The sequence below is a fragment of the Nocardia sp. NPDC004151 genome, from assembly GCF_042874235.1.
Taxonomy (GTDB): domain Bacteria; phylum Actinomycetota; class Actinomycetes; order Mycobacteriales; family Mycobacteriaceae; genus Nocardia.
In genome coordinates this window covers 326,363-349,940 of record NZ_JBIAMR010000001.1, presented here as the reverse complement: position 1 = coordinate 349,940, position 23,578 = coordinate 326,363, and the positions used below count along the sequence as shown (strand labels likewise).

19 protein-coding genes are annotated in these 23,578 nt (G+C 69.1%); 16 read left to right on the top strand and 3 right to left on the bottom strand.

What is annotated here, in order from left to right; translation table 11 throughout:
* The first annotated feature begins 18 nt into the window (after window positions 1-18).
* The 6 genes from ACFYTS_RS01550 (at window position 19) to ACFYTS_RS01525 (ending at window position 5,260) form a co-directional block, all read left to right on the top strand.
* Window positions 19-1,086, top strand: a complete 1,068-nt coding sequence (locus ACFYTS_RS01550; protein ID WP_387300579.1) for an acyl-CoA dehydrogenase family protein — start codon at window positions 19-21, stop codon at window positions 1,084-1,086.
* Window positions 1,071-2,240, top strand: coding sequence for an acyl-CoA dehydrogenase family protein (locus ACFYTS_RS01545; protein ID WP_357275790.1), 1,170 nt, complete (start codon window positions 1,071-1,073; stop codon window positions 2,238-2,240). Before ACFYTS_RS01550 ends, ACFYTS_RS01545 begins: the two co-directional genes overlap by 16 nt.
* Window positions 2,241-2,258: 18 nt before the next feature.
* Window positions 2,259-3,224, top strand: coding sequence for a bifunctional MaoC family dehydratase N-terminal/OB-fold nucleic acid binding domain-containing protein (locus ACFYTS_RS01540; protein ID WP_387300577.1), 966 nt, complete (start codon window positions 2,259-2,261; stop codon window positions 3,222-3,224).
* Window positions 3,221-3,634: a MaoC family dehydratase gene (locus ACFYTS_RS01535; protein WP_357275795.1), complete on the top strand. Its 414-nt coding sequence runs from the start codon at window positions 3,221-3,223 to the stop codon at window positions 3,632-3,634. Before ACFYTS_RS01540 ends, ACFYTS_RS01535 begins: the two co-directional genes overlap by 4 nt.
* Window positions 3,631-4,806 (top strand): lipid-transfer protein, encoded by a 1,176-nt coding sequence (locus ACFYTS_RS01530; RefSeq protein WP_357275796.1) that lies wholly within the window; start codon window positions 3,631-3,633, stop codon window positions 4,804-4,806. Before ACFYTS_RS01535 ends, ACFYTS_RS01530 begins: the two co-directional genes overlap by 4 nt.
* 145 nt (window positions 4,807-4,951) lie before the next feature.
* Window positions 4,952-5,260: a hypothetical protein gene (locus ACFYTS_RS01525; RefSeq protein ID WP_387300575.1), complete on the top strand. Its 309-nt coding sequence runs from the start codon at window positions 4,952-4,954 to the stop codon at window positions 5,258-5,260.
* Here ACFYTS_RS01525 and ACFYTS_RS01520 read toward each other — a convergent pair.
* Complete coding sequence (locus tag ACFYTS_RS01520) at window positions 5,244-5,861, bottom strand: TetR/AcrR family transcriptional regulator (RefSeq protein ID WP_387300573.1); 618 nt, start codon at window positions 5,859-5,861, stop codon at window positions 5,244-5,246. The two genes, ACFYTS_RS01525 and ACFYTS_RS01520, sit on opposite strands and share 17 nt — an antisense overlap.
* Window positions 5,862-5,940: 79 nt before the next feature.
* Between ACFYTS_RS01520 and zapE the strand changes: the two genes are divergently transcribed.
* From zapE to ACFYTS_RS01475, 9 genes are all read left to right on the top strand, one after another.
* Complete coding sequence (gene zapE, locus ACFYTS_RS01515) at window positions 5,941-6,909, top strand: cell division protein ZapE (RefSeq protein WP_387300571.1); 969 nt, start codon at window positions 5,941-5,943, stop codon at window positions 6,907-6,909.
* 269 nt (window positions 6,910-7,178) lie between these two features.
* The gene (locus ACFYTS_RS01510; RefSeq protein WP_387300569.1) at window positions 7,179-8,297 is read left to right on the top strand and encodes a glycosyltransferase family 4 protein; all 1,119 of its coding nucleotides are present in this window, start codon (window positions 7,179-7,181) and stop codon (window positions 8,295-8,297) included.
* A gap of 2 nt (window positions 8,298-8,299) precedes the next feature.
* On the top strand, window positions 8,300-9,766 hold the full coding sequence (locus ACFYTS_RS01505) for a UDP-glucose/GDP-mannose dehydrogenase family protein (RefSeq protein ID WP_357275965.1): 1,467 nt from the start codon (window positions 8,300-8,302) through the stop codon (window positions 9,764-9,766).
* A 367-nt stretch (window positions 9,767-10,133) separates the two neighbouring features.
* Window positions 10,134-11,051 carry a DUF4129 domain-containing protein gene (locus tag ACFYTS_RS01500; RefSeq protein ID WP_387300567.1) on the top strand — a complete coding sequence of 306 codons (918 nt, stop codon included), beginning with the start codon at window positions 10,134-10,136 and terminating at the stop codon, window positions 11,049-11,051.
* Between the two features lie 49 nt (window positions 11,052-11,100).
* Entirely contained in the window at window positions 11,101-11,601 is a 501-nt protein-coding gene (locus ACFYTS_RS01495; protein ID WP_357275810.1) for a hypothetical protein, read from the top strand.
* A gap of 20 nt (window positions 11,602-11,621) precedes the next feature.
* A complete protein-coding gene (locus ACFYTS_RS01490) occupies window positions 11,622-12,584 on the top strand; it encodes a MoxR family ATPase (protein WP_357275813.1) in 963 nt (320 codons plus the stop codon).
* Window positions 12,585-12,591: 7 nt separating this feature from the next.
* Window positions 12,592-13,866, top strand: coding sequence for a DUF58 domain-containing protein (locus tag ACFYTS_RS01485; RefSeq protein WP_357275816.1), 1,275 nt, complete (start codon window positions 12,592-12,594; stop codon window positions 13,864-13,866).
* The gene (locus ACFYTS_RS01480; RefSeq protein WP_387300564.1) at window positions 13,863-14,291 is read left to right on the top strand and encodes a hypothetical protein; all 429 of its coding nucleotides are present in this window, start codon (window positions 13,863-13,865) and stop codon (window positions 14,289-14,291) included. The genes ACFYTS_RS01485 and ACFYTS_RS01480 overlap by 4 nt, the downstream gene beginning before the upstream one ends.
* Window positions 14,292-14,345: 54 nt before the next feature.
* The gene (locus tag ACFYTS_RS01475) at window positions 14,346-14,906 is read left to right on the top strand and encodes an RNA 2'-phosphotransferase (RefSeq protein ID WP_357275821.1); all 561 of its coding nucleotides are present in this window, start codon (window positions 14,346-14,348) and stop codon (window positions 14,904-14,906) included.
* A 46-nt stretch (window positions 14,907-14,952) separates the two neighbouring features.
* Here ACFYTS_RS01475 and ACFYTS_RS01470 read toward each other — a convergent pair whose 3' ends face one another.
* Window positions 14,953-15,300, bottom strand: coding sequence for a hypothetical protein (locus ACFYTS_RS01470; RefSeq protein WP_387300562.1), 348 nt, complete (start codon window positions 15,298-15,300; stop codon window positions 14,953-14,955).
* A gap of 586 nt (window positions 15,301-15,886) precedes the next feature.
* Window positions 15,887-17,233, bottom strand: a complete 1,347-nt coding sequence (locus tag ACFYTS_RS01465) for a thioesterase domain-containing protein (protein WP_387301066.1) — start codon at window positions 17,231-17,233, stop codon at window positions 15,887-15,889.
* 328 nt (window positions 17,234-17,561) lie between these two features.
* On the opposite strand from ACFYTS_RS01465, the gene ACFYTS_RS01460 reads away from it, so the two are divergent.
* A complete protein-coding gene (locus ACFYTS_RS01460; protein WP_387300560.1) occupies window positions 17,562-23,573 on the top strand; it encodes an SDR family NAD(P)-dependent oxidoreductase in 6,012 nt (2,003 codons plus the stop codon).
* The last annotated feature ends 5 nt before the right edge of the window (window positions 23,574-23,578 follow it).

Genomic DNA, 23,578 nt, shown 5'->3' with positions numbered 1-23,578 from the left:
TCAACCGGGAGCTTTGAATTGGACTTCACCAGGGACGAGAGCCAGGACGCTGTCGCCGAGGTTGTCGTAAGTTTGCTGGAGCGTGAAAGCGCACGCGATATCGCGCTCTGGCCCATCATCGCGGAGAGCGGTCTGCTCGCCGTGCCGCTGCCCGAGCAGTTCGGCGGCGACGATATGGGTCTGCTCGAGGTCTCGGCCATGCTCACCGAGCTGGCCACCGACGCCGCGCAGGTGCCCGCCCTGGCCACCCTCGCGTTCGGCGTGCTGCCGCTCAAGGCGATCGGCGTGCCGGGTGCCTTGGCGGAGAAGGTGTTCCCGGCCGTGGCCGAGGGCGCGGTGCTGACCGCGGCCCTGCACGAGACCGGCGCGCCGTTCACGGTGAAGCCCGAGACCACCGCGGTGTCCGACGGCGCCACCGTGCGTGTCACCGGCGCCAAGGTGGCGGTGCCCTACGCGGACACCGCGCGCTGGATCCTGGTGCCCACCGACAACGGCCTGGCCGTGGTCAACGGTGACGCCGCCGGCATCACCCGCACCGCGAGCCCGACGTCCGATGGCGTGCCGGAGTTCTCGGTCCGCTTCGACGGCGTCGCGATTCCGGCCGAGCAGCTGCTGCCGGGCGGGCTCACCGAACTGCACCGGTACGCGCTGGCGGGCCTGGGCTCGGTGGCCGACGGCCTGCTGAAGGGCGTCGTCGGGCTGACCGCCGAGCACGTGCGCACTCGTCAGCAGTTCGGCCGCGCGCTGGCCGAATTCCAGGCGGTCGCGCAGCAGATCGCCGATGTGTACGTGGTCTCGCGGACCCTGCACGCGGTCGCGCTGTCGGCGGCCTGGGCGCTCGCCCAGGAAGACCCCAGCGCGGAGCACCTGGAGCGAATCGACGACGATCTCGACGTGCTGGCGTACACGGTGGCCTCGGAACTGCCCGCGGCCATGCAGCAGTGTCACCACCTGCACGGCGGCCTGGGCGTCGACATCACCCACCCGCTGCACCGCTACTACTCACAGGCCAAGGACATCGCCCGCTGGCTCGGCGGCGAATCGTTCCGGCTGGACCGTTTGGGAGCCAGATGTTCATCGAACTGACCGCGGAACAGCGGCAACTGCGCGACGAATTGCGCTCGTACTTCACCGGTCTCGTGACTCCCGAAGAGGAGGCCGAGATGCTGGTGAACCGGCACGGCGACGCCTACCGCGCGGTGGTCAAGCGCATGGGCCGCGACGGCAAGCTCGGCGTCGGCTGGCCCAAGGAGTACGGCGGCCAGGGCTTCGGTCCGCTGGAACAGCAGATCTTCTACAACGAGGCGGTCCGGGCCGATGTGCCCGTGCCCCTGGTGACCCTGCTGACCGTGGGCCCGGCCCTGCAGTCGTTCGGCACCGAGGAGCAGAAGCAGAAGTTCCTGCCCGGAATCCTCACCGGTGACGTGCATTTCGCCATCGGCTACTCCGAACCCGACGCCGGCACCGACCTGGCGGCCTTGCGCACCTCCGCGGTGCGTGACGCCAACGGCGACTGGATCGTCAACGGCCAGAAGATCTTCACCACCGGTGCGCACGAGGCCGACTACGTCTGGCTGGCCGTCCGCACCGGCACCGTGGAGTCCCGGCACAAGGGCATCACGATCCTGATCGTGGACACCAAGGACCCGGGCTACTCCTGGACGCCGATCATCACCGCCGACGGCGCGCACCACACCAACGCCACCTACTTCGACAATGTCCGCGTCCCCGCGAACATGGTCGTCGGCGAGGTCGACGGCGGCTGGAAGCTGATCACCACCCAGCTCAACCACGAGCGGGTCAGCCTGGGCCCGTCCGGCAAGATCGAGCAGCTCTACGAGCGGGTGCGCGAGTGGGCGCAGAAGCAGGGCGTGCTCGGCCAGGCCGAGGTGCGCCGCTCGCTGGGCCGCCTGCACGCCATGACCCGGCTCAACGAACTGCTGAACTGGCAGGTGGCGTCCAATATGGAACGCCCCGACGCCGATCCGCGCGACGTGATCGCCGACGCCTCGGCGACCAAGGTGTTCTCCACCGAGGCGCTGCAGGAGGCCGGCCGTCTGGCCGAGGAGATCGTGGGCCGCTTCGGTGATCCCGCCGACCCGGCCACCGCCGAACTGCTGGTCTGGCTGGACCGCCGCACCAAGCAGAACCTGGTGGTGACCTTCGGTGGCGGTGTCAACGAGGTCATGCGCGAGCTGATCGCCCAGATGGGCCTGCGGCTGCCGCGGGTGCCGCGCTAGATCGCAGAGGAGCAGAGCGTGACGAAGAGTTTCACGGCCGACGAGATCCGCGACGGCCTGGAGAAGATCAAGGCCGACGGCGAGTCCGCGCCCCGCGCGGGCCGCGACCCGATCAACCAGCCGATGATCAACAACTGGGTCGAGGCCCTCGGCGACGCCAACCCGATCTACGTCGACGAGGCCGCCGCGCGGGCGGCCGGGCACCCCGGCATCGTGGCCCCGCCGGCCATGGCGCAGGTGTGGACCATGCTGGGCCTGGGCGGCGTCCGCGCCGACGACGACCCGATGACCCGCACCAACGAGCTGTTCGACGCGGCCGGTTTCACCTCGGTGGTCGCCACCAACTGCGAGCAGGTCTACCACCGCTACCTGCAGCTCGGCGAGCAGGTGACGGTGCGGTCCAGCATCGGTGACATCGTGGGCCCCAAGAAGACCGGGCTCGGCGACGGCTGGTTCACCACCTACCTCACCAACTGGTACGTGGGCGACGAACTGGTCACCGAGATGAAGTTCCGGATGCTGAAGTTCGCGCCCGGGACCGGAAAGACCGAGGCCCCCAAGGAATCCGAAGACGTCTCGGCCGAGGATCTCGCCAAGCGCGTGCGGCCGACCGTCTCCAAGGACACCGAGTTCTATTGGGAGGGTGTCAAAGCCGGAGAGCTGCGCATCCAGCAGCGGCCCGACGGCTCGCTGCAGCATCCGCCGGTTCCGGCGCTGTGGAAGCACCACTCCGAGCAGACCGACTACGTGGTGGCCTCGGGTCGCGGCACCGTCTTCAGCTTCGTCGTGCACCACGCCCCGCGCGTGCCCGGACGGCAGCTGCCGTACGTGATCGCCCTGGTCGAGCTGGAAGAAGGCGTGCGCATGCTCGGCGAGCTGACCGGGGTCGACCCGGCCGACGTCGAGGTCGGCATGCCGGTCGAGGCCGCGTTCCTGAAGCTCGACGACGACAACACCGTGCCCTACTGGAAGGCCGTCAAATGACAACTGTCGAACTGTCGGCCGTTCAGGTCGGAACCACGTTGCCGGAGTTGGTGATCCACGCCGACACCACGTTCATCGTGTCGACGGCGCTGGCCACCCGCGACTTCCAGGACGTGCACCACGACCGCGACAAGGCGCTGGCGCGTGGCTCCAAGGACATCTTCGTCAATATCCTCACCGACACCGGTCTGGTGCAGCGGTTCGTGACCGACTGGGCGGGGCCCACGGCCATCGTCAAGTCGCTGTCGCTGCGCCTGGGCGTGCCGCTGTACGCGGGTGACACCCTCACCCTGTCCGGCACCGTCTCGGCCGTCGAGGGCTCGACCGTCACCATCGACGTGGTCGGCAAGGATTCGCTCGGCGACCACATCACGGCGAAAGCCGTTATCTCCCTGCAGGAGGCACAGTGACCGGGCTGAGCCGCGAAGCCGCGATCGTCGGCATCGGCGCGACCGACTTCTCCAAGGACTCCGGCCGCAGTGAACTGCGTCTGGCCGCCGAGGCGGTCACCGCCGCTCTCGCCGACGCGGGCCTGACCCCCGCCGACGTGGACGGCCTGACGACCTTCACCATGGACACCAATACCCAGGCCGCCGTCGCGCGCGCCACCGGTATCCCGTCCCTGAAGTTCTTCTCCAACATCCCGTTCGGCGGTGGCGCGGCCGCCGCGACCGTGCAGCACGCCGCCATGGCGGTGGCGACCGGGATCGCGGATGTCGTCGTCGCCTACCGCGCGTTCAACGAGCGCTCCGGAAACCGCTTCGGCCAGTTCGCCACTCACCTGGCGACCGGCAACCCGAGCTCCTCGGGCGTGGACAACGGCTTCTCCTACACCCACGGCCTGGGCACCCCGGCCGCGCAGGTGGCCATGGTGGCCCGCCGCTACATGCACGTGTACGGCGCGCGCAGTGAGGATTTCGGCCGCATCGCGGTGGCCGACCGCAAGCACGCGGCGGTGAACCCGGCGGCCCACTTCTACGGCAAGCCGATCACCCTCGAGGAGCACCAGGCCTCGCGCTACATCGCGGAGCCGCTGCACCTGCTGGACTGCTGCCAGGAGACCGACGGCGGCGTGGCCATCGTCATCACCTCCGCGGAGCGGGCCAAGGATCTGCCCAACAAGCCCGCGCTGATCGCGGGCGCCGCCCAGGGTTCGGGTGCGGATCAGTACGTCATGACCAGCTACTACCGCGACGGTATGACGGGTCTGCCGGAGATGGGTCTGGTCGGCGACCAGCTGTGGGCGCAGAGCGGTCTGCGCCCGGAGGACATGCAGGCGGGCATCCTCTACGACCACTTCACCCCCTTCGTGCTGATGCAGCTCGAGGAGCTGGGCTTCTGTGGTCGTGGCGAGGCCAAGGACTTCATCGCCGACGGCGCCATCGAGATCGGCGGCCGGTTGCCGCTGAACACCCACGGCGGCCAGCTCGGTGAGGCGTACATCCACGGCATGAACGGCATCGCCGAGGGCGTGCGCCAGATCCGCGGCACCTCGGTCAACCAGGTCCAGGGCCTGGAGAACATCGTGGTGACCGCCGGTACCGGCGTCCCGACCTCGGGCCTGGTGCTCACCGCCAACTGACCTCGATCGAACCCGACCTCGATTCGAGGGGTGACCTCGCGAAGAGGGGACCGGAAGTCCACCGGCGCCGATGCGCCGGTGGACTTCCGCATTTCGGTGGGCGGCGTACATTGGGACGGGATTCGCCTGTGGGGAAGGGTATGTCATGACCTTGCGAGACCGTCTGAACGAGCTGTCACCGCTGGGTGGCACGCCGGTATTCGGGGAGCCGCACGAGACACCGGACGGGACCACGGTCATCACCGTGACCGAGCCCGGGCTTTTCGGGCCGCGGGCGCGCGGAGTGTTCGTGGTCAGCGGCGGGAACGTCGAGTGGGTGTGCACCACCAACGGTGAGCGGGTCGCGCTGCTCGGCGTGCTCACCGGGCTGATCGCGGCGGCGTTCGCGACCGCGGCCATGATCAAGCGGCCGCCGTGGCCGGACACCCGGATCACGATTACCAAGAACCTCTGAGCTGAACGGCGAGTACGCCTTTCAGTTGCGCGACGCTCGCCGCGGTGCCCGGCGTGAGTTCGGTGCGGGCGCCGGCGAAGCGGTCGAAGACCAGGCCCTCGATGACCGCGATGAAATCGGCTGCGGCGGTGGCGGGTTCGGCCGTGCCCAAGGTTTCGAACAGGCCGGTGGCGTGCTGGTGGGAGAAGAGGCTGCGCACCAGTCGCGGCCGCAGTTCGGTGTCGCCGAGCAGTTCGAGGATGAGCGCCTGCCGAGCGATCAGATGGTTGCGGCGATGTGCCAGTAGGTGATCCAGCCAGCCCGCGATGCCGGTCGCGAGCGCGTCCAGGTCGATGTCCTCGCGCGTGCCCGGCAGCGCCGCGGGGGTGATCAGACCGCCCTGTCCGGCCGTGAAATCGGTGCGGGAGCGGGTGGTGATGCGGTCCACGACAGCCTCGATGAGCGCGCGTTTGGTGCGGAAGTAGTACGACGTCGAGCCCGCGGGGAGTTCCAGCGCGGTGTCCAGGGCCCGATGGGTGAGGGCCCGGAGTCCTTGGGCGGCAATGAGATCTATGGCGCTGTCCACGATGAGACTGCGCCGATCGGTTGTGGGAGTGGTCACCTTCGCTCCTCTGCGGCTTCGCGATCCTCTACAACTATAGAGGAAGCTCTACAGCGGTAGAGGATGCAGGGAGGTCGCAATGGAAACCCCGGAGATCGTGCTCGATGCCGACCAGCGGCAGGCCGCCGAACGGCTGGACGCCATCGCCGCCCGGGTGGGCAAGCGGTGGCGGTTCCATGTCGGGCAGCACGGGTCGCGCGGGCTCTACCTGTACGGCGGGCCGGGCCGCGGCAAGACCATGCTGATGAACCGCTTCTTCGAGTCCGTGCGAACGACGCGCAAGCGGCGCTACCATTTCCACGCCTTCTTCGCCCGGCTGAACGCGGGCATCCACGAGTACGGCAGCATCGACGCCTCGGCCGCCGCGCTGCTGGGCGACGCCGAGCTGATCTGCTTCGACGAATTCCACGTCCACGACTCGGGCGACGCCCGCCTGGTGGCCCGGCTGCTGGACACCCTGTTCGCCCGGCACATCACGCTGGTGGTGACCTCGAACTACCCGCCGCACGACCTGCTGCCCAATCCCTATATGCACCCCCTGTTCGTGCCCACCATCGACCGCATCCTCGAGCACCTCGACGTGGTGTCGGTGAACGGGCCGACGGACTACCGCACGCTCGGCGGGCGGCACACCGGATTCGCGGCCGGGCACTACGTGGTCGGCGCCTGCCCCGCGACCGGGGCCGTGGACCTTCCGGTCGCCCACCGGCGGCTGCGCGCCCGCTCGATCGAAAACGGCGTGATCACCGTCGATTTCGCGGAACTGTGCGGTATCCCGGTGTCGGCGGCCGACTTCCTCGAACTCACCGCCGAACTCCACACCTGGGTGGTGTGCGACGTCCCGCCGCTGGGCACGGTCCCGCCGGACTGGGTGATGCGCTTCGTGAACCTGGTCGACGTGCTCTACGACGCCGACTTCGAACTGTCGGTCTTCGCGGAGGTCCCGCTGGCCGAACTCGGCGGTGAGGTGCGGCGGGTCCCCGACCTCTACCGCACCCTCAGCCGCCTCGGCGAGCTGCGGGAACCGGCCAATCTCGAGGCTCGATAGCCGTTCGGCGAAGCCCCGGTGAACTGGCCGGGGAGATCGACGCGCACGGTTCACGTCCCGGCCATGCGGAGGGGGGCTCGGGTTTCGGGCCGCTTCCTACCGTGGCGTCAGGAGCTGCACCGAACCGGAGGGGACCGATGCGAATCCGCGAGCAGGCAAGGGATTCCGCGCCGCGGAACCCGAGCAGACCGAGTAGCCCCCATATCCGGAACAGCGCCCGCTTGCGGGTGTTGGTTGTCGCCGAGTCCTTTCTTCCCCAGGTCAACGGCGTGACCAACTCCGTGCGGCGGGTGCTGGATCACCTGGCCGCCAAGGGTCACGAAGCCACACTGGTGGCCCCGACCGGACCGGCGAAATACGCCGGGTTCCGCGTGCACGTGGTGCGCGGAGCCCGGCTGCCGTTCTATCGGGACTTCCGGATCGGGCTCGAGACCCGCCGGCGGCTGCGCAAGATCATGCGCGAATTCCGGCCCGACGTAGTGCACATCGCCTCCCCGGCCACACTGGGTTATCAGGCGGCCAAGGTCGCGGGGGAACTCGGAATTCCGACGGTCGCCATCTATCAGACCGATCTGGTGGGTTTCGCGCTGCGCTACGACCTGCCCGGCGGCGTGCGCGCGATGACCGCGCTGACCCGCCGCATCCACCTTCGGGTGGACCGCACCCTCGCGCCCTCCACCGCCAGCCTGCGCCAGCTGGAGTTGATGGGCATCCCGGGCCTGGGTCGCTGGCCGCGCGGTGTGGACCTGCAGCAGTTCGGGCCCTTCCGCCGCTCGGAGGAGCTGCGAAAGCGCCTGGCCCCCAATGGTGAAGCGCTGGTCGGCTACATCGGGCGGCTCGCGCCGGAGAAGGAACTCGAGCTGCTGGCCGCGCTGCGCCCGCTGGCCGGCGTGCGGCTGGTCATCGTGGGCGGCGGCCCGGAGGAGAAGCGGCTGCGCAAGCTGCTGCCGGACGCGGAGTTCCTCGGCGTCCTGCACGGTGAGGAGCTCGCCGCCGCGTACGCCTCGCTGGACGTCTTCGTGCACACCGGCCGTCACGAAACCTATTGCCAGGCAGCGCAGGAGGCGCTGGCCTCCGGGGTGCCGGTGGTCGCGCCCAAGTCCGGCGGCCCGATCGACGTGATCACGCCCGGCGCCGGATTCCTCTATTCGCCCGGCGACGCCGATGCCATGACCGCGCTGGTGCGCCGCCTGGTCGAGGACGACCGGCTGCGCGAGCAGACCGCGGCCACCGCGGTGCGCAGCGTGCGCGACCGCTCCTGGGCCGCGGTCAACGACCTGCTCATCCGCCACTACCGCGAGGTGATCGCGGAACGCGCGCAGCCCGATTCGGCGCTGCGGTCCGACCCGGTGCCGGGCGAGGTCCCGGCTGCCAAGGAGGCATCCTGATGCTGCGCATCTCCGTCATCGGCACCGGCTACCTGGGCGCCACCCACGCCGCGGGCATGGCCGAACTCGGATTCGACGTGCTCGGGGTGGACAATGACCCGGCCAAGGCCGCGGCGCTGTCGGCCGGGCGGGTGCCCTTCCACGAACCCGGCCTGCCGGACCTGCTGGCCGGGCACGTGGCTCACGGCCGCCTGCGCTTCGGCACCTCGCTGGTCGCGGCCGCCGAGTTCGCCGACGTCCACTTCCTCTGTGTGGGAACGCCGCCCGGCGTGAACGGGGCCGCGGACCTGTCGCAGCTCTACAGCGCGCTGGACGGCCTGGTGCCGCACCTGACCCGCAACTGCCTGATCGTCGGCAAGTCCACGGTGCCGGTGGGCACGGCCGAGGCGCTCACCGCGCGCATCGCCGAGCTGGCCCCCGAGGGCATCTCGGTGGATCTGGCCTGGAACCCGGAGTTCCTGCGCGAGGGGCATGCCGTCCACGACACCCTGCACCCGAACCGGCTGGTGTTCGGTGTGACCACCCCGGACGCCGAATGGGCGCTGCGGCAGGTCTACGCCACACCCATCGCCGGCGGATCGCCGGTGGTGATCACCAACCTGCCGACTGCGGAACTGATCAAGGTGTCCGCGAACGCCTTTCTGGCGACCAAGATCTCGTTCATCAACGCCATGGCCGAGCTGTGCGATCTGACCGGCGCGGATGTGACCCTGCTGGCCGACGCGCTGGGTCACGACGACCGGATCGGCCGCAAGTTCCTCGGCGCCGGTCTCGGCTACGGCGGCGGCTGCCTGCCGAAGGACGTGCGCGCCCTGATCGCCCGCGCCACCGAGCTCGGCGCCGGGGAGTCGGTGGCGTTCCTGCGCGACGTCGACGCGGTGAACCTGCGCCGCCGCGAGCGAGTGGTGCGCGAGACCCTCGAACTGCTCGGCGGCGAGCACCGGACGACCGGCCGGGTGGGCATCCTGGGCGCGGCCTTCAAGCCGCTCTCCGACGACGTGCGCGACTCCCCGGCCCTGGACGTGGCGCGGCGGCTGCACGCGGCGGGCGTCGAGGTGACCGTCTTCGACCCGGCCGCGACGGCTCCGGCGCGCGCGGTGGCCCCGCAGCTGGTGTTCGCGGCCACCCCGGCCGCCGCCCTGCACGAGGCGGACGTGGTGCTGCACCTGACCGAGTGGCGGGAATTCCGGGAGCTGGACCCCGGTTTCCTGCGCACGGTCGCGCGCGGGCGCGTGATCATCGACGCCCGCAACACCCTGGACCCTGAACCGTGGCTGGCCGCGGGCTGGGACTTCCGCGCCCTGGGTCGCCTGGTGGAGCCGCGGACGGCCGCCGGTGCGGTCGGCGCTCCGGCCGGGAGCTCCTACCCGGGTCCGACGGCGGTGCGGGACGTGGCCGAACCGGCCCGCGCCCTGCCGCAGCCGTCGCCGCTGACGCGCCTGCGCGCCCGGGTGCGCCGCACAGCCTGACCGTCATCGCTACGGCCTGACCGTCGTCGCTACGGCCTGGCTGCTGTCGGTACGTCGCGACCGCTGTCGATTCCGGCACTCCCGGTCCCGCTCCGGCACCATCCGTTCGATCTTGACGGGCGGTCCGTCGCGCCCGCGATCCACCACCGATGGTGATAAGTGGGGTTGCGCGTCGGCTGCCCGGTGCGGGCGGGATGACCTGGGTTTTCGGGGCTGGCGACGCTCGCCGCGCAGGTGGGGGATTTATGCGCGGCGGGTATGTGATTCCAGCTTCCCGATTTTGGTCCTGACGAACCGCTTGGCATGTAACTATGTGCCTGTTTCTGCTGGACTCTGGTTAGGAGTGGTCGTGACTGGGGTGGGGACGGTGGCAACGCGGACGATCGCACTGATCGGTCTCGTCGTGCTGGCTGTCGTCGCACTGCGCGGGTACGTTCCGGGAACCGGAGGACCCGCGGCGCCGCATCCGTCGTCGGCGGTGTCCCTGGCATTGATGCCGGTGCTGCTGCTGGTCTCGATGGTGATCCTGGTGGCGGGTGTGATCAACAGCCGGCACCGGCTGCCGCTCGCCATGCCCGAACCCGATCGCGAGAACCTGGTGCGCGTCCCGGGACTGCGGCGGCTCGGGCTGCTCGTGGTGGTCGGCGTCGCGGCGCTGACGCTGATCGTGACCGCGGTGCTGTCGATCTACCTGGTGACCCCCGCACGGCACGACGAGAGCGGAACCCAGCCCACCGCGACGCCCGGCGCCACGGAACAGCTGGAAACCACTGCGCCGCCCACGGACTCCGTGCCGGAGCCGTCGCTGAGCGGCACCGCGCTGCTGCTGGTCGGCATCACCGCCACCGTACTGGTGCTGATCGCCATGACCGGCCTGGTCGTGGTGGCGGTCAACACGAACCGCCGGCCCGCCCTGACCCGCACCCCGCTGCCGCAGCCCAGCCCCACCGAGGCGGTCTCGCTGGCCAAGGTGGCCGAGATGGGCCTGGCCGCGATGATCGCGCCCGGACAGGATCCGCGCACCGCCATCATCGCCTGCTACGTGGCCATGGAAAGCGGTCTGGCGCAGGCGCGGGAGGTCGCGCCGCTGGCCTCCGACACCCCCTCCGAGGTGCTGGCGCGAGCCTTCGACCGCGGCTTCCTGCATGACGCCTCGGCGCGGGAACTGGTGTCGCTGTTCGAGGAGGCGCGGTTCAGTCCGCACTCCATGCTGGAGTGGCAGCGGATGCGGGCCGAGCAGCTGCTGCGTATCGTATTGGCAGATCTCCAGGGGCTGGCCGCATGAAAGCTGTTGTGGCGGGGGAGATCTGGTGGGACCGAACGGGGGATCGGCCATGAATCGGGGCGCGATCGTGACCGGCGCGGTGGTGCTGGTGGTGTTGTTCGAGTTCGTCGCGCTCGGCAATCAGCGCGAACTGCTGCCGCTGCTCACCGGCATTCCGGTGGCGGGCGCACTCGGACTGCTGGTGTGGACGCTGGTCGAGCGGTCGCGGCGGCTCGCCCCCGTCGAGGAGGACAACGACATCGACAACGGCCCCGTCGAGATGCTGCGCCGCTGGCAGGCGCGCGCCACGATGCTGGCCGACCGGTCCGAGGGCACCCGCGCCGACTGGGACCGGCACCTGCGGCCGTTGCTGGCCAAGGAATTCGAGCTGACCAGCGGGCATCGGATGAACAAGAACCGCCGGGCCCTCGAGGTGGCGGGACAGCTGCAGTTCGGCCCCGAACTGTGGCGGTGGGTGGACCCGGCCAACTCGGCGCTGCGCGACGAGGTCAATCGCGCACCCGGCCGTGAAGCCCTCGACGAGATCCTGCGTCGGCTACAAGACATGTGAGATGAGATGCGAGAGTTGCCATGACATCACCGATGGACGTGACCATCAAGCGCACCGACGCCGTTCTGCGCGAAGTATCCCGGGTCGTGGTCGGCAAGCGGGACGAGCTGCAGCTGATCATGATCGCGGTGCTGTCCGGCGGCCACATCCTGATCGAGGATCTGCCCGGCCTGGGCAAGACCCTGATCGCGCGCTCCTTCGCGACCGCGCTCGGGCTGAACTTCACCCGCGTGCAGTTCACCCCGGACCTGCTGCCCGCCGACCTGATCGGCTCCACCATCTACGACATGCATTCGGGCCGGTTCAGTTTCCGGCGCGGCCCGGTGTTCACCAATATGCTGCTGGCCGACGAGGTCAACCGCACCCCGCCCAAGACCCAGGCCGCCCTGCTGGAGGCCATGGCCGAGGGCCAGGTCTCGATCGACGGTGAGACCTTCCCGCTGCCACAGCCGTTCATCGTCTTCGCCACCGACAACCCGATCGAGTACGAGGGCACCTACCCGCTGCCCGAGGCCCAGCTCGACCGCTTCGCCATGCAGCTGCGGCTCGGGTACCTGTCGGAGAACGACGAGATGAACATGATCCGCCGCCGCCTGGAACGCGGCGCGCAGCCCGCCCAGATCGGGCAGGTGGTGGACGCCGAGGGCCTGCTCGAGATGCGGCAGTCCGTCGAATTCGTCACCGTGCACCCCGATGTGGTCGGCTACGTGGTCTCGCTCGCCTCCGCCACCCGCGGCCACCCGCAGGTGGAGGTCGGTGCCAGCCCGCGCGCCGAACTCGACCTGGTGCAGATGGCCCGCGCCCGCGCCCTGCTGAACGGTCGCGACTACGTGGTCCCCGAGGACGTGAAGGCGCTGGCCATTCCCGCCATGGCGCACCGCATCACGCTGCGCCCCGAGATGTGGGTGCGCCGTATCCGCGGCGAGGACGTCATCTCCGAACTGCTGCGCCGCCTGCCCGTCCCGCGCGCCACCACCGCTTGAGGCGCGCATGAAGCATCGCGACACCACCGCCTCCGTCGAGGCCGAACTGCGCTGGCGGCCCGCGCCGTTGGTGTTCATGCTCGCCGCGGTGTCGGCCCTCGCGCTGGTGCTGGCGGTGATCCTGGGCAAATGGCAGCTGGTGGTGTTCGCCGCGCCCATGCTCGGAGTACTGGCCTCCGCGCCTTTGCAGCAGTCGCGCACCCGCATCCAGATCGACGGGTCCGGGGTGTTGCGCTGCTTCGAGACCGAGGAGGTGGTGCTGACCGCCGCCGCCTTCGTGGAGAGCGGTCACGCGCTGCTGCGGCTGCACCCGGAACCCCTGCCGGACATGGAGATCCACGTCGAGGAGACGGTCGACTCCGGCGTCTCCCCGGCCGGGCTGCGGCTGGCGCTGTCGGCGGCGCGCTGGGGCCGGTACCCGGTGCCGATGCGGATCACCGCGCTCAGCCCCGCCGGACTGGCGGTGGCCTCGGTGCGGCTGCCCGCGGGGGAGCTGTACATCTACCCGATCACCGACCCGCAGCGGATGCGGTTGCCGCGCACCGAACTTCCCGAACGCATGGGCTCGCATCTGACCCGGCGGCACGGGCCCGGCGTGGAGTACGCCGATATCCGGGCCTATACCCCGGGCGACCAGCTGCGCACCGTCAACTGGCCGGTGAGCGCGCGGCGCGGGCAGCTGTTCGTGACCGAACGCTTCACCAACCGGGCCGCGGACGTGGTGGTGTTGGTGGACACCTCGATGCAGGCCCCCGGCCCGGCCTCGGAGTCACTGGAGCTGTCGGTGCGCGGCGCCGCCCAGGTGGCGCAGTCAGCGCTGCAGGCCGGTGACCGCACCGCGGTGGTGTGCCTGGGCCGCAACCCGCGCTGGCTGCGACCCGATATCGGCCGCCGCCAGTTCTATCGCATCGTGGACGCCGTCCTCGATGTCGGCGACGAGCACATCGGCATGCAGGGCTCGCTGGCCCCGCACTCGGCGGTCCCGATCGGCGCGGTCATCGTCGCCTTCTCGACCCTGCTCGACACCCAATTCGCCCTGGCCCTGATCGATCTGCGCAAACGCGGCCACGTCGTGGTGGTGATCGACGTGCTGCGCGGGCCGCCGTTCGGCGAGGGCCTGGACAATACGCTCGCCCGCATGTGGCAGCTGGAACGCACCTCCATGTACCGCGACATGGGCACCGTCGGCGTCGACATCGTGCCCTGGCCCGAGGACACCCGGCTCGACCAGGTGATGCGGCTGCTGCCCGAACACCGCCGCACCGTGAGGGTCCGCCGATGACGAAGTTTCTGGCCGTACTGTCCGGCGTCCTGCTCGCGGGCGCGGTGGCCGTCGTCCTGCCCTGGGCCGCACTGCCGGTGGCGGTGCTGGCCGCGGCGGGCTGGCGCTGGCGGGTCTGCGCGGTGCTGGCCGTGCTGGCCGCCATGGCGGCGCTGGCCTGGGTCGGCACCGGGGCGATGGTCGCGGGCGGCATCGGGCTGGTCGCCACCACCTACCTGCTGAACATCGCCACCGTGTCGGCCCCGGCGGGCGTGGTGCCCACGACGATTCCGTCGGTCGCGGGCGCGCTCCTGTTCACCGTGGCGGCCGGGGCGGCGACCGTGCTGCCCGCCGGACTGACCTGGGTGCCGATCCTCGCGCCGTTCGCCGTGATCGCGTTGTACGCCATGCTGGTGCGCGGGCTGTCGAGCAACCCGGCGGCCTAGCGTCCCGGCGAAAATCGCTTCGAATTCGCGTGCGGGACTGCTTCACTCGCGAACATGAACGAATATCGCATGAACGAGCAACAGCTCGTCCGGACCTCCAAGCGGCTGTCCCGGCATCTGCGGCACGCACCCGAGGCGATCGGGCTCACCCTGGACTCGGCCGGCTGGGTGGACGTCACCGCGCTGCTGGCGGGACTGGCCCGGCACGGCCGCACCGTCACGCGGCCCGAGCTCGACGAGGTGGTGGCACGGAACAACAAGCGCCGCTTCGAATTCGACGCGACGGGTACCCGGATCCGCGCGAGTCAGGGGCACAGCGTCGACGTTGACCTGGAGTACCGGGCGACCACGCCGCCCGAACTGCTCTACCACGGCACCGTCGCCGCTGCGCTGCCCGGAATTCGCGCCGAGGGCCTGCGGCCCATGCGCCGCCACGACGTCCATCTGTCGGCGGATATCGAGACCGCCGTCAAGGTCGGTTCACGTCGAGGCCGACCCATCGTGCTGACCGTGGACGCCGCCGCGATGCACCGCGACGGACACGAGTTCCGGGTCAGCGCCAATGGGGTCTGGCTGGTGGCCGCCGTCCCGCCCGGTTACCTCACCGGTCTCTGAGCTCCAGACAGGACTCGAGCAGGACGGAATCCACTGTGGACGAGAACTATTGGAGCGCGGGCGGCATCCGGGTCGGCTTGATCCGGCCGGCGTCGATGAGCGCCCGGAATGCCGCGGCTTTGCGTTGACATTCGGCGACCGGGCAGCGGCGGTGCTGCTGCATGGTGCGGTGGGCTTCCTGGACGCCCAGGGGGTGATCGGGGGCGAGGTGCGACCAGGCTGATGGTGCGGTGGTAGCCAACGCCAAGGCGTTGTGCTCCTTGGTGATTCGATCGCGGATCCGATCCACTGAGAGCCGATCCGGATCCCGGTGGGGGTGGTGCAGGCTCATGATGGCGATTGCCGTGACCACGAGCGTTGCGAGGGTGGCCGTGAACACTTGCCAGGCGGCCATTCGTTCACCTTCTCCATGTCTATCGGATGTAGTCAGCGAGATATTCAGTTGGTTAGCTAGATATTCACCGTATGCCCTGAAACGTTACGCCTCCAGCGTGTCGTGGGTCAGGAACAATCGAATTTCGGCCGCTTTCAGCAACTTCCCCGGTCGTTCCGTCGCGCCACGGCAGCCTCGGTATCTGCAACTACCGCAACCGAATGCGCAATAGCGGCCAACTCGCGCCTAGCGACCGAATCGGGCATAGGCGTCAAAACTCAACCGAAACGGTCGGTTTGCTGACGGCGGACTTGCTAGGCGGGCATCGAGCAGCCACCCGCTCCACCGAGTCGAAGATTCACTTGGACAGTGATTTTCGGACGAGGCCCGACCCGTCCGCGCATTGTGGCCTTCCAGCACAGGCGGGCGCGCTGCGTAACGGTGTGGACCACGAACATCATCCCGGGCACCCGCACCAGCCGGGTGTCGTCGCCGCGCCCGGCCTCGAGCAGGACGACACCGGCGCCGCGTTCGGCGAGGCCGCCCGCGACCGCGGCGCCGCCCGCTCCGACGACGATGTAGTCCTACTCGGCCGCGCGGGTTCGGGTCACGTTCGGGGAATGCTCAACTGCCCCAGCCAGTGGTCGACCAGCTGCGCGGTCGTCGGCGCCTCCGTGCTGCACAGTTCGACGTGCTGAGCGTCCACGGTACGCACAGTCTGTGCGGTGGACCAGGTTTCGACGGGCCACTCGTTGAGGTTGTGCGTCGGTGAGGGCCTTGTGCATTTGAGCACGAGCGTCTCGCAGTCGAGGGGCTGATGCTCGTGCTGCATCAGCAGATCGAGCCAGCACGCCAGCGCGGTCAGTCGTTCGGTGGTGAAGCCGGCCAGGTCGGGGATCATCGCGTCGGTATCGGCCACGGCGTCTTTCGCGGTGCCCATTTGGCGCTCGTGCGCCTCCGGAGCGATGAAGGAATCGAAGATGATCAATCCCCGTAGCCGGGTATCGCCCTTTTCCAGCAGGCGAGCCGCGGTGGCGTGGGCGAGGTTGCCGCCGCCCGACATACCGCCCACGACGTAATCATCGTCCCCGACGGTCTCGCGGACGGACTCGGCGATGCTGTCTATGGCGGCGTCGAGCGAAGCGGGCAGCGGCTCACCCGGCTCGTATCCGGACAGCGGAATGACGGAGAGGCGGCGATGGCCGCCCAGGTGGGCCGCGAGCAGAATGTACTGAATGTATCCGCCGAGAAACGCCGGGGTGCAGATCAATACAACGTGGGGCAGGACGTCTCCGCCACTATTGTGGGGCGTGCCACCGCTGAGTGCGATGCCCTTCGGGAGTTCTGCCGAATAGTGGGCGAACGTCTCACGCAGCTGCGCGGCTGCGAGCAGGAACTCCAGGCCGTCGGCGAATCTATCGTCAGCGATCGCCTGTCTGAACATGCGGACGATGGACGAATCAGCGGACTCGGCCACCGCGGTTGCCCGGTCGGGGGTGTATGCGATCCCGTCACCGCGAGGTACGAGCAAGGTATTTCCGCGTAGGGCGAGTTGCGGTTCGGCGCTCGCGACCGCGAGGACGGTCATATTCCGGATGGCCATGAGTCCGGACAATTCTCCGAGGCCCGCATCGGGAGAGTCGGTGTCCACGAGGATGATCCGCCCCGGGTGCTCGGATTGAGCCGACCGCACCAGCTCCCATACCGCCGCTGCCACCGGGTGCGCGACCTCGTCGGCCGCAACCGCGATCGCGCCGCGCGTGAGCACCAGGAATGTGCTGGAATCGAAGCGTTGTTGTCCGGACCAGGTCCGCAATGCGGTCGACACCCGCTGTGTCATGGCGTGCGCATCCGTTGGCAGCGCACCGGATTCATCCCTGCGGCAGTCCAGAACTATTACCTGGGCATTGTCGGCGTCGCCGTTGAGCGCTTCTGTCCAGTCGCAGGGCGCCACCGCGGGCAAGGACGTGGGAGTGGGAATTGCGGACCACTCGCCGACGTGATGCGTATTCATGAATTCCCCCGGATGTCTCGACCAGCCCTCGTCGCCAGCATGCCATGGCTACCTGGCGTCGTCCATCACTTGACTAGAACGTGTTCTTGCGAAAGGCTGGCAGCCACTGCGAGTCAGTTCGAGTGGGGTGGGTGGATGGTGAAGGCTCGAATTGTGCTGTACACCAAGCCATTGAGCGATGTATCGATGGCAGGCTTCGGCAGCGAGTTCGGTATACCCACGTCTTCAACTGGATCGGGTTCTAGTTGTCTGGATTAGGGGTTCCGCAATGGTTGACCAGCAGAAGCTGCAACATCTCCTGCGACGCGTCACCGCCGAGCTCCAGGAGACCAGGGCCAAGCTGCGGGAGCTGACGGAGCTGAACTCGGAGCCCGTAGCGATCGTGGGCATGGGGTGTCGTTATCCGGGCGGGGTGGGTTCGCCGGATGACCTGTGGCGCCTGCTGGTCGAGGGCCGGGATGCGGTGTCGGCGTGGCCGTCCGATCGTGGGTGGGATCAGTCGGGTCTGTACTCCCCGGAGCCGGGTGTCGCGGGCAAGTCGTACGTGCGGGAGGGCGGGTTCCTCGACGACGCGGGCGAGTTCGACGCCGGGTTCTTCGGGATCAGTCCGCGCGAGGCACTGGAGATGGACCCGCAACAGCGCTTGATGCTGGAAACCGTGTGGGAGGCCCTCGAGCATGCCGGGATCCGGCCGGAGACGTTGCGGGGCAGCGATACCGGTGTGTATGTCGGTGTGATCGACCAGGGCTACGGCGCCGGCGCCGATACCGGCGACGGCGGCTACGGGTTGACGGGTGTGGCGTCGAGCGTGGTGTCGGGTCGGGTGTCGTATGTGCTGGGTCTGGAAGGTCCTGCGGTGTCGGTGGATACGGCGTGTTCGTCGAGTCTGGTGGCGTTGCATCAGGCGGTGACTGCGTTGCGTACGGGGGAGTGTTCGCTGGCGCTGGCCGGTGGGGTGGCGGTGATGGCGACACCGGAGTCGTTCGTGGAATTCTCGCGGCAGCGGGGTTTGGCGGCGGATGGCCGGTGTAAACCGTTCGCGGAGGCGGCCGATGGGACGGGGTGGGGTGAGGGCGTCGGTGTGCTTGTGCTGGAACGCTTGTCGGACGCACGCCGCAACCGGCATCGGGTGCTGGCGGTGGTGCGGGGTAGCGCGGTCAATCAGGACGGCGCCTCGAACGGGTTGACCGCGCCGAACGGGCCTTCCCAGCAGCGGGTGATCCGGCGGGCGTTGGCGAATGCCGGGTTGTCGGTCGGCGGGGTGGATGTGGTGGAGGCGCACGGCACCGGCACCACGCTGGGTGATCCGATCGAGGCGCAGGCGTTGCTGGCGACTTACGGTCAGCGTGATCGTGGTCAGGAGCCGTTGTGGCTGGGTTCGGTGAAGTCCAATATCGGGCACACCCAGGCAGCGGCGGGCATGGCCGGGCTGATCAAGATGGTGCAGGCGTTGCGCTTCGGGGTGTTGCCCGCGACGTTGCACGTGGATGAGCCGTCTACGCACGTGGATTGGTCATCGGGGCATGTGGATCTGCTGACCGCGGCGCGGGATTGGCCGGTGGTGGATCGGCCGCGCCGGGCCGCGGTGTCGGCGTTCGGCGTCAGTGGCACGAATGCGCATGTGATCCTCGAGCAGGCGCCGGAACCGGAATCGGCGACCGAACCGGTGGCCGGTGCCGGCGGGGACGGGTCGGCGGCGTGGGTGCTGTCGGGCCGGGCACCGCAGGCACTGGCGGGACAGGCGCGGCGGCTGCGGGATCTCGTGGCCGGTGACCCGTCGCTGAACGTGCGTGACGTGGCGCGGTCGCTGGTGTCCCAGCGGTCGCGGTTCGACCACCGCGCGGTGGTGGTCGGTGTGGATCGTGACCAGCTGCTCGCGGGGCTGACCGCGCTGTCGGAGCAGACGCCGAGGCCCGGTGTGGTGACGGGTGTCGTTGGAGCGCGACGCAAGACGGTGCTGGTGTTCCCCGGCCAGGGAGCTCAATGGCTGGGCATGGGAAAACAGCTGGTGGACTGTTCGCCGGTGTTCGCTCGAAAAATGGCCGAGTGTGATGCCGCGTTCTCGCCGCTGGTGGATTGGTCGTTGTCCGACGTGCTCGCGGGTGCGGACGGAGCGCCGTCGCTGGAGCGCGTCGACGTGATTCAACCGGTGCTCTTCGCGGTGATGGTGTCGCTGGCCGAGCTGTGGCGCTCGGCCGGTGTCGTTCCGGATGCCGTCGTGGGTCATTCACAAGGCGAGATAGCCGCGGCGTACGTCGCCGGGGCCCTGTCCCTCGAGGATGCCGCTCGGGTAGTGGTGCTGCGGTCGGCCGCGCTGAATGCCGTGGCCGGGCAGGGTGGAATGGTCTCGGTGTCCCTGCCGGTCGACCGGGTCACCTCGCTGCTGGCCGGATACGGCGAATTGTCGGTGGCCGCGGTCAACGGCCCGCGGGCAACGGTGGTGTCCGGTGTGGCGGCGCAGCTCGAGACCTTTCTGGAAGCCTGTGCGCGCGACGACATTCATGCCCGCCGGATCCCGGTGGACTACGCCTCGCATTCGCCGCAGGTCGACATGCTCCGCGAACCGCTGCTGAAGGCGCTGGCCGAACTTCGGCCCGGATCGTCGCACCTGGCGTTCTGGTCCAGCGTGACCGGCGGCGTAATGGACGGCGCCGAGTTGGACGCGGACTACTGGTTCCGGAATCTGCGGGAACCGGTGCGTTTCCAACCAGCGGTTCAAGCCCTGCTGGAGGACGGGTACGACGTCTTCGTCGAGGCCAGTCCGCATCCGCTGCTGACGGTCGGTATCGAGCAGACGTGTGACCTGCCGGCGGGTGCGAATCCCGTGACCGTGGTGGGTTCGCTGCGACGTGACGACGGGGGCCTGGACGGTTTCCTGCGGTCGGCGGCGCAGTTGGAAGTGTCGGGCGTGGCGGTTGATTGGGAGGCGTTGCTGGGACCTGCGCATGGGGCAGGGGTGTCGTTGCCGACGTACGCGTTTCAGCGGCGCAGGTATTGGCTGGACGGAGCCTCGTCTCGTGGCGATGCGTCGTCGTTGGGGCTGTCGGCAACAGGTCATCCGTTACTGGGGGCGGTGGTGCAGTCCCCGGACGGTGACGGTGTCGTGCTGACGGGTCGAGTCGGCCTGGCGACCCATCCGTGGCTGGCCGAGCGTGCCGTGGACGGGGTTGCGCTGTTCCCGGGGACCGCTTACCTGGAGTTGGTGCTGCGTGCGGCCGAGGAAGTCGGATGTGCGCTGGTGCGGGATCTGACGTTGCTGAATCCGCTTGTGCTGCACGACGAGGTCGGGATGCAAGTGCAGGTAGTGGTGGAAGGCGCCGACGAACTCGGCTGCCGGTCGGTGTCGGTGTATTCCCGTGCCGAGACCGCCGACGGCAGGTGGGTTCCGCACGCACAGGGTGTGCTGGGTATCGAGGGTGAGCCGGACGCGGCTGCGGGGTGGGCGGTGTGGCCGCCCGCCGGCGCGGTCGCCGTGCCCGGGGGAGGTCCGCGGTCGGTATGGCGGTGCGGTGCGGACCTTTTCGTAGAGGTCGAGGCGCCCCCGAAGCTCACCGATGTGTCGCGGTTCGGGGTGCATCCCGCTCTGCTGGAGTCGGTGCTGCACGGACAGTTCGTCGATGCCGAACCCGTTGCGGGGCAAGTGAAGTCGCCAGTCCGCTGGCAGGGAGTGACGCTGCACGCGACCGGAGCCGCACTGCTGCGGGCGCGCATCACTCCGGTCTCGGGGCAGGTGGATACGGTGTCGATCCGGGTCGCCGATGCGGCGGGACGGATGGTGCTCTCCGCGCGATCCTTGACCGTGCGGGAAGCGGCTTCCGCGCAGCCGGAGGCCTTCTCGGTCCGCGACGGGTTGCACGGCGTGCGGTGGACACCTCTGGCGACACCGGACACCCCGCCTGTCGATGCCGAAACCATCAGCAATGCCGAGGTTTTCGGTAGCCGAGTGCAGAACGCGGCGGTGCCCGTTCCCTCGGTGGTCGTATTCGATCGCGGCGTGGACGAAGCCGGTGCCGACGACGATGTACCGAGCCGTGTCCGCGCTGCGACGCACGAGACGTTGAGTGTGTTGCAGGCCTGGCTGGGTGAGTCGCGGTGTGCGGCGAGCACGCTGGTCGTGGTCACTCGCGGAGCAGTCGGCCCCGCTGGCCACGATGTCACCGATTTGGCGGGTACGGCGGTCTGGGGTCTGGTGGGTTCGGCGCGGTCGGAGGCTCCGGGTCGTGTGGTCCTCGTCGACACCGACGGCGACGAGCTGACCGCCGAAGCGCTGGCGGCGGTGCTCGTTTCAGGCGAGCCCCAGGCCGTGATCCGGGCCGGGGTCGTGCACGGAGCCCGATTGGCCCGACTGCCTGTCGGGCGGCGGCCGGTATCGGACACCTTTGGCGTGGTGTCGGCGGGGACGGTGCTGGTCACCGGTGGCACCGGCGGTTTGGGTGCGGCGTTGGCCCGGCATCTGGTGACGAACCATGGCGTGCGGTCGCTGGTATTGGCGAGTCGTCGTGGCACGGCTGCGCCGGGAGCGGCGCTGTTGGCGATGGGGCTGGGTGAGCTGGGCGCTCAGGTGCGGATCGTGGCCTGTGATGTCGCGACTCGCGATGGGGTGGCCGAGTTGCTGGCGGCGGTGCCCGAGCAGTTCCCGCTGACGGGTGTGGTGCATGCGGCGGGTGTGCTCGATGACGGTGTGATCGCGTCACTGACACCGGACCGGATGGACACGGTGCTGGCGGCGAAGGCCGACGCCGCCTGGTATCTGCACGAGGCCACGAGCCATATGGATTTGCCGATGTTCGTGTTCTATTCGTCGGTGGCGGGCGTACTGGGACTGGCGGGGCAGGGCAACTACGCGGCCGCGAATGTGTTCCTGGACGGTTTGGCCGAGCATCGGCGTGCGAATGGCTTGGTCGCGACGTCGATCGCGTGGGGCTGGTGGGCTTCCGCCACCGGGATGACCGGACATCTCGCCGATACCGACACCGCTCGATTGGGTCGTGGCGGGTTGTCACCCATGTCGACCGAGCAGGGATTGGCACTGTTCGACGCCGCGATCGTTCAGGACCGTGCCGCGGTGGTCGCGTCGCCGCTGGACCGCGCGGTGCTGGATGCGCAGGTCAGGGCTGGGACATTGATCCCGCTGCTGCGGGGATCGGTATCGAGCGCGCGACGTCGTTCGGTGGTGGAGCCGTCGCGGGAGCCGGGAGCGGTTCTGCGGGAGCGGGTGTCGGCGATGGCGGATGCCGAGCGATTGCCGACGCTGTTGGGCGTGGTGCGAGAGCAGATGGCGGTCGTGCTGGGCCATGACGGTCTCGACGCGATCGATCCGGACCGCAACTTCCGGGAGTTGGGTTTCGATTCGCTGGCCGCGGTCGAGGCGCGGAACCGGCTCAATACGCTCACGGGACTGCGACTGCCCGCGACCCTGATCTTCGACCATCCGACACCGGCCGCCGTCGCCCGGCACATACTGCGCGAACTGTTCGGGGCGGATGCGGAGACCGTGGCGGAAGAATCCGCCTCGGAGACCGTTGTCGGTGTCATCCGGCAGGCGGTCGCAGGCAACAAGTTCAAGCGCGGTCTGGCGTTCTTGCGAGCAGCCGCGAAACTCCGTCCGGTGTTCGACCGAGTCGCCGAGGGAATGCCGAGCGGAATCGGAATCAGTGGCGGGCATGTCCTGCCGCACTTGGTATTCGTCAATTCCCCCGAATTCCTCGGCGGGTCCGTTCAGTACGCGCAGTACGCCGCCGATCTGGGCGGTAGCCACCGTGTCTCGGCTATCCCGCTGTCCGGATACGACCCGGATGAGCCGCTCCCCGCATCGCTCGATGCCGCTGTCGACAGCATCGTCCAGGCGATCCTCGACACGGTGGGCCAGGACGAGTTCGTCCTCGGCGGTTACTCGGTAGGCGGAAACATCGCCCACGCGGCGGCGACTCGGCTGGTGGAGCAAGGAAATACCCGGCTGCACGGCCTGGTCATCCTCGACGGCTTCATCGACCGAGAATTGGATGAAGGCCGGCTGAACGCGCGCGGGCACCACATGCTCGAGCTGGCCGCCACGATCCCCGACCGCGCCGGCCTGACCACCGCACGGTTGACCGCGTTCGGCTGGTGGTTCGACTTGGCGATGCGGCTCGAACACAAGCCCGTTGACCTTCCGACGCTTGTCGTCGACACCGCGGATGCCGATCACGCCGCGCTGAGCGGTGCCAAGGCCCGAGAAGCGGCGCAGCTGACAGCTCAATGGCTCACGCAGCTGACCGCCGACACCCGACCTATTCAGTAAGGGAC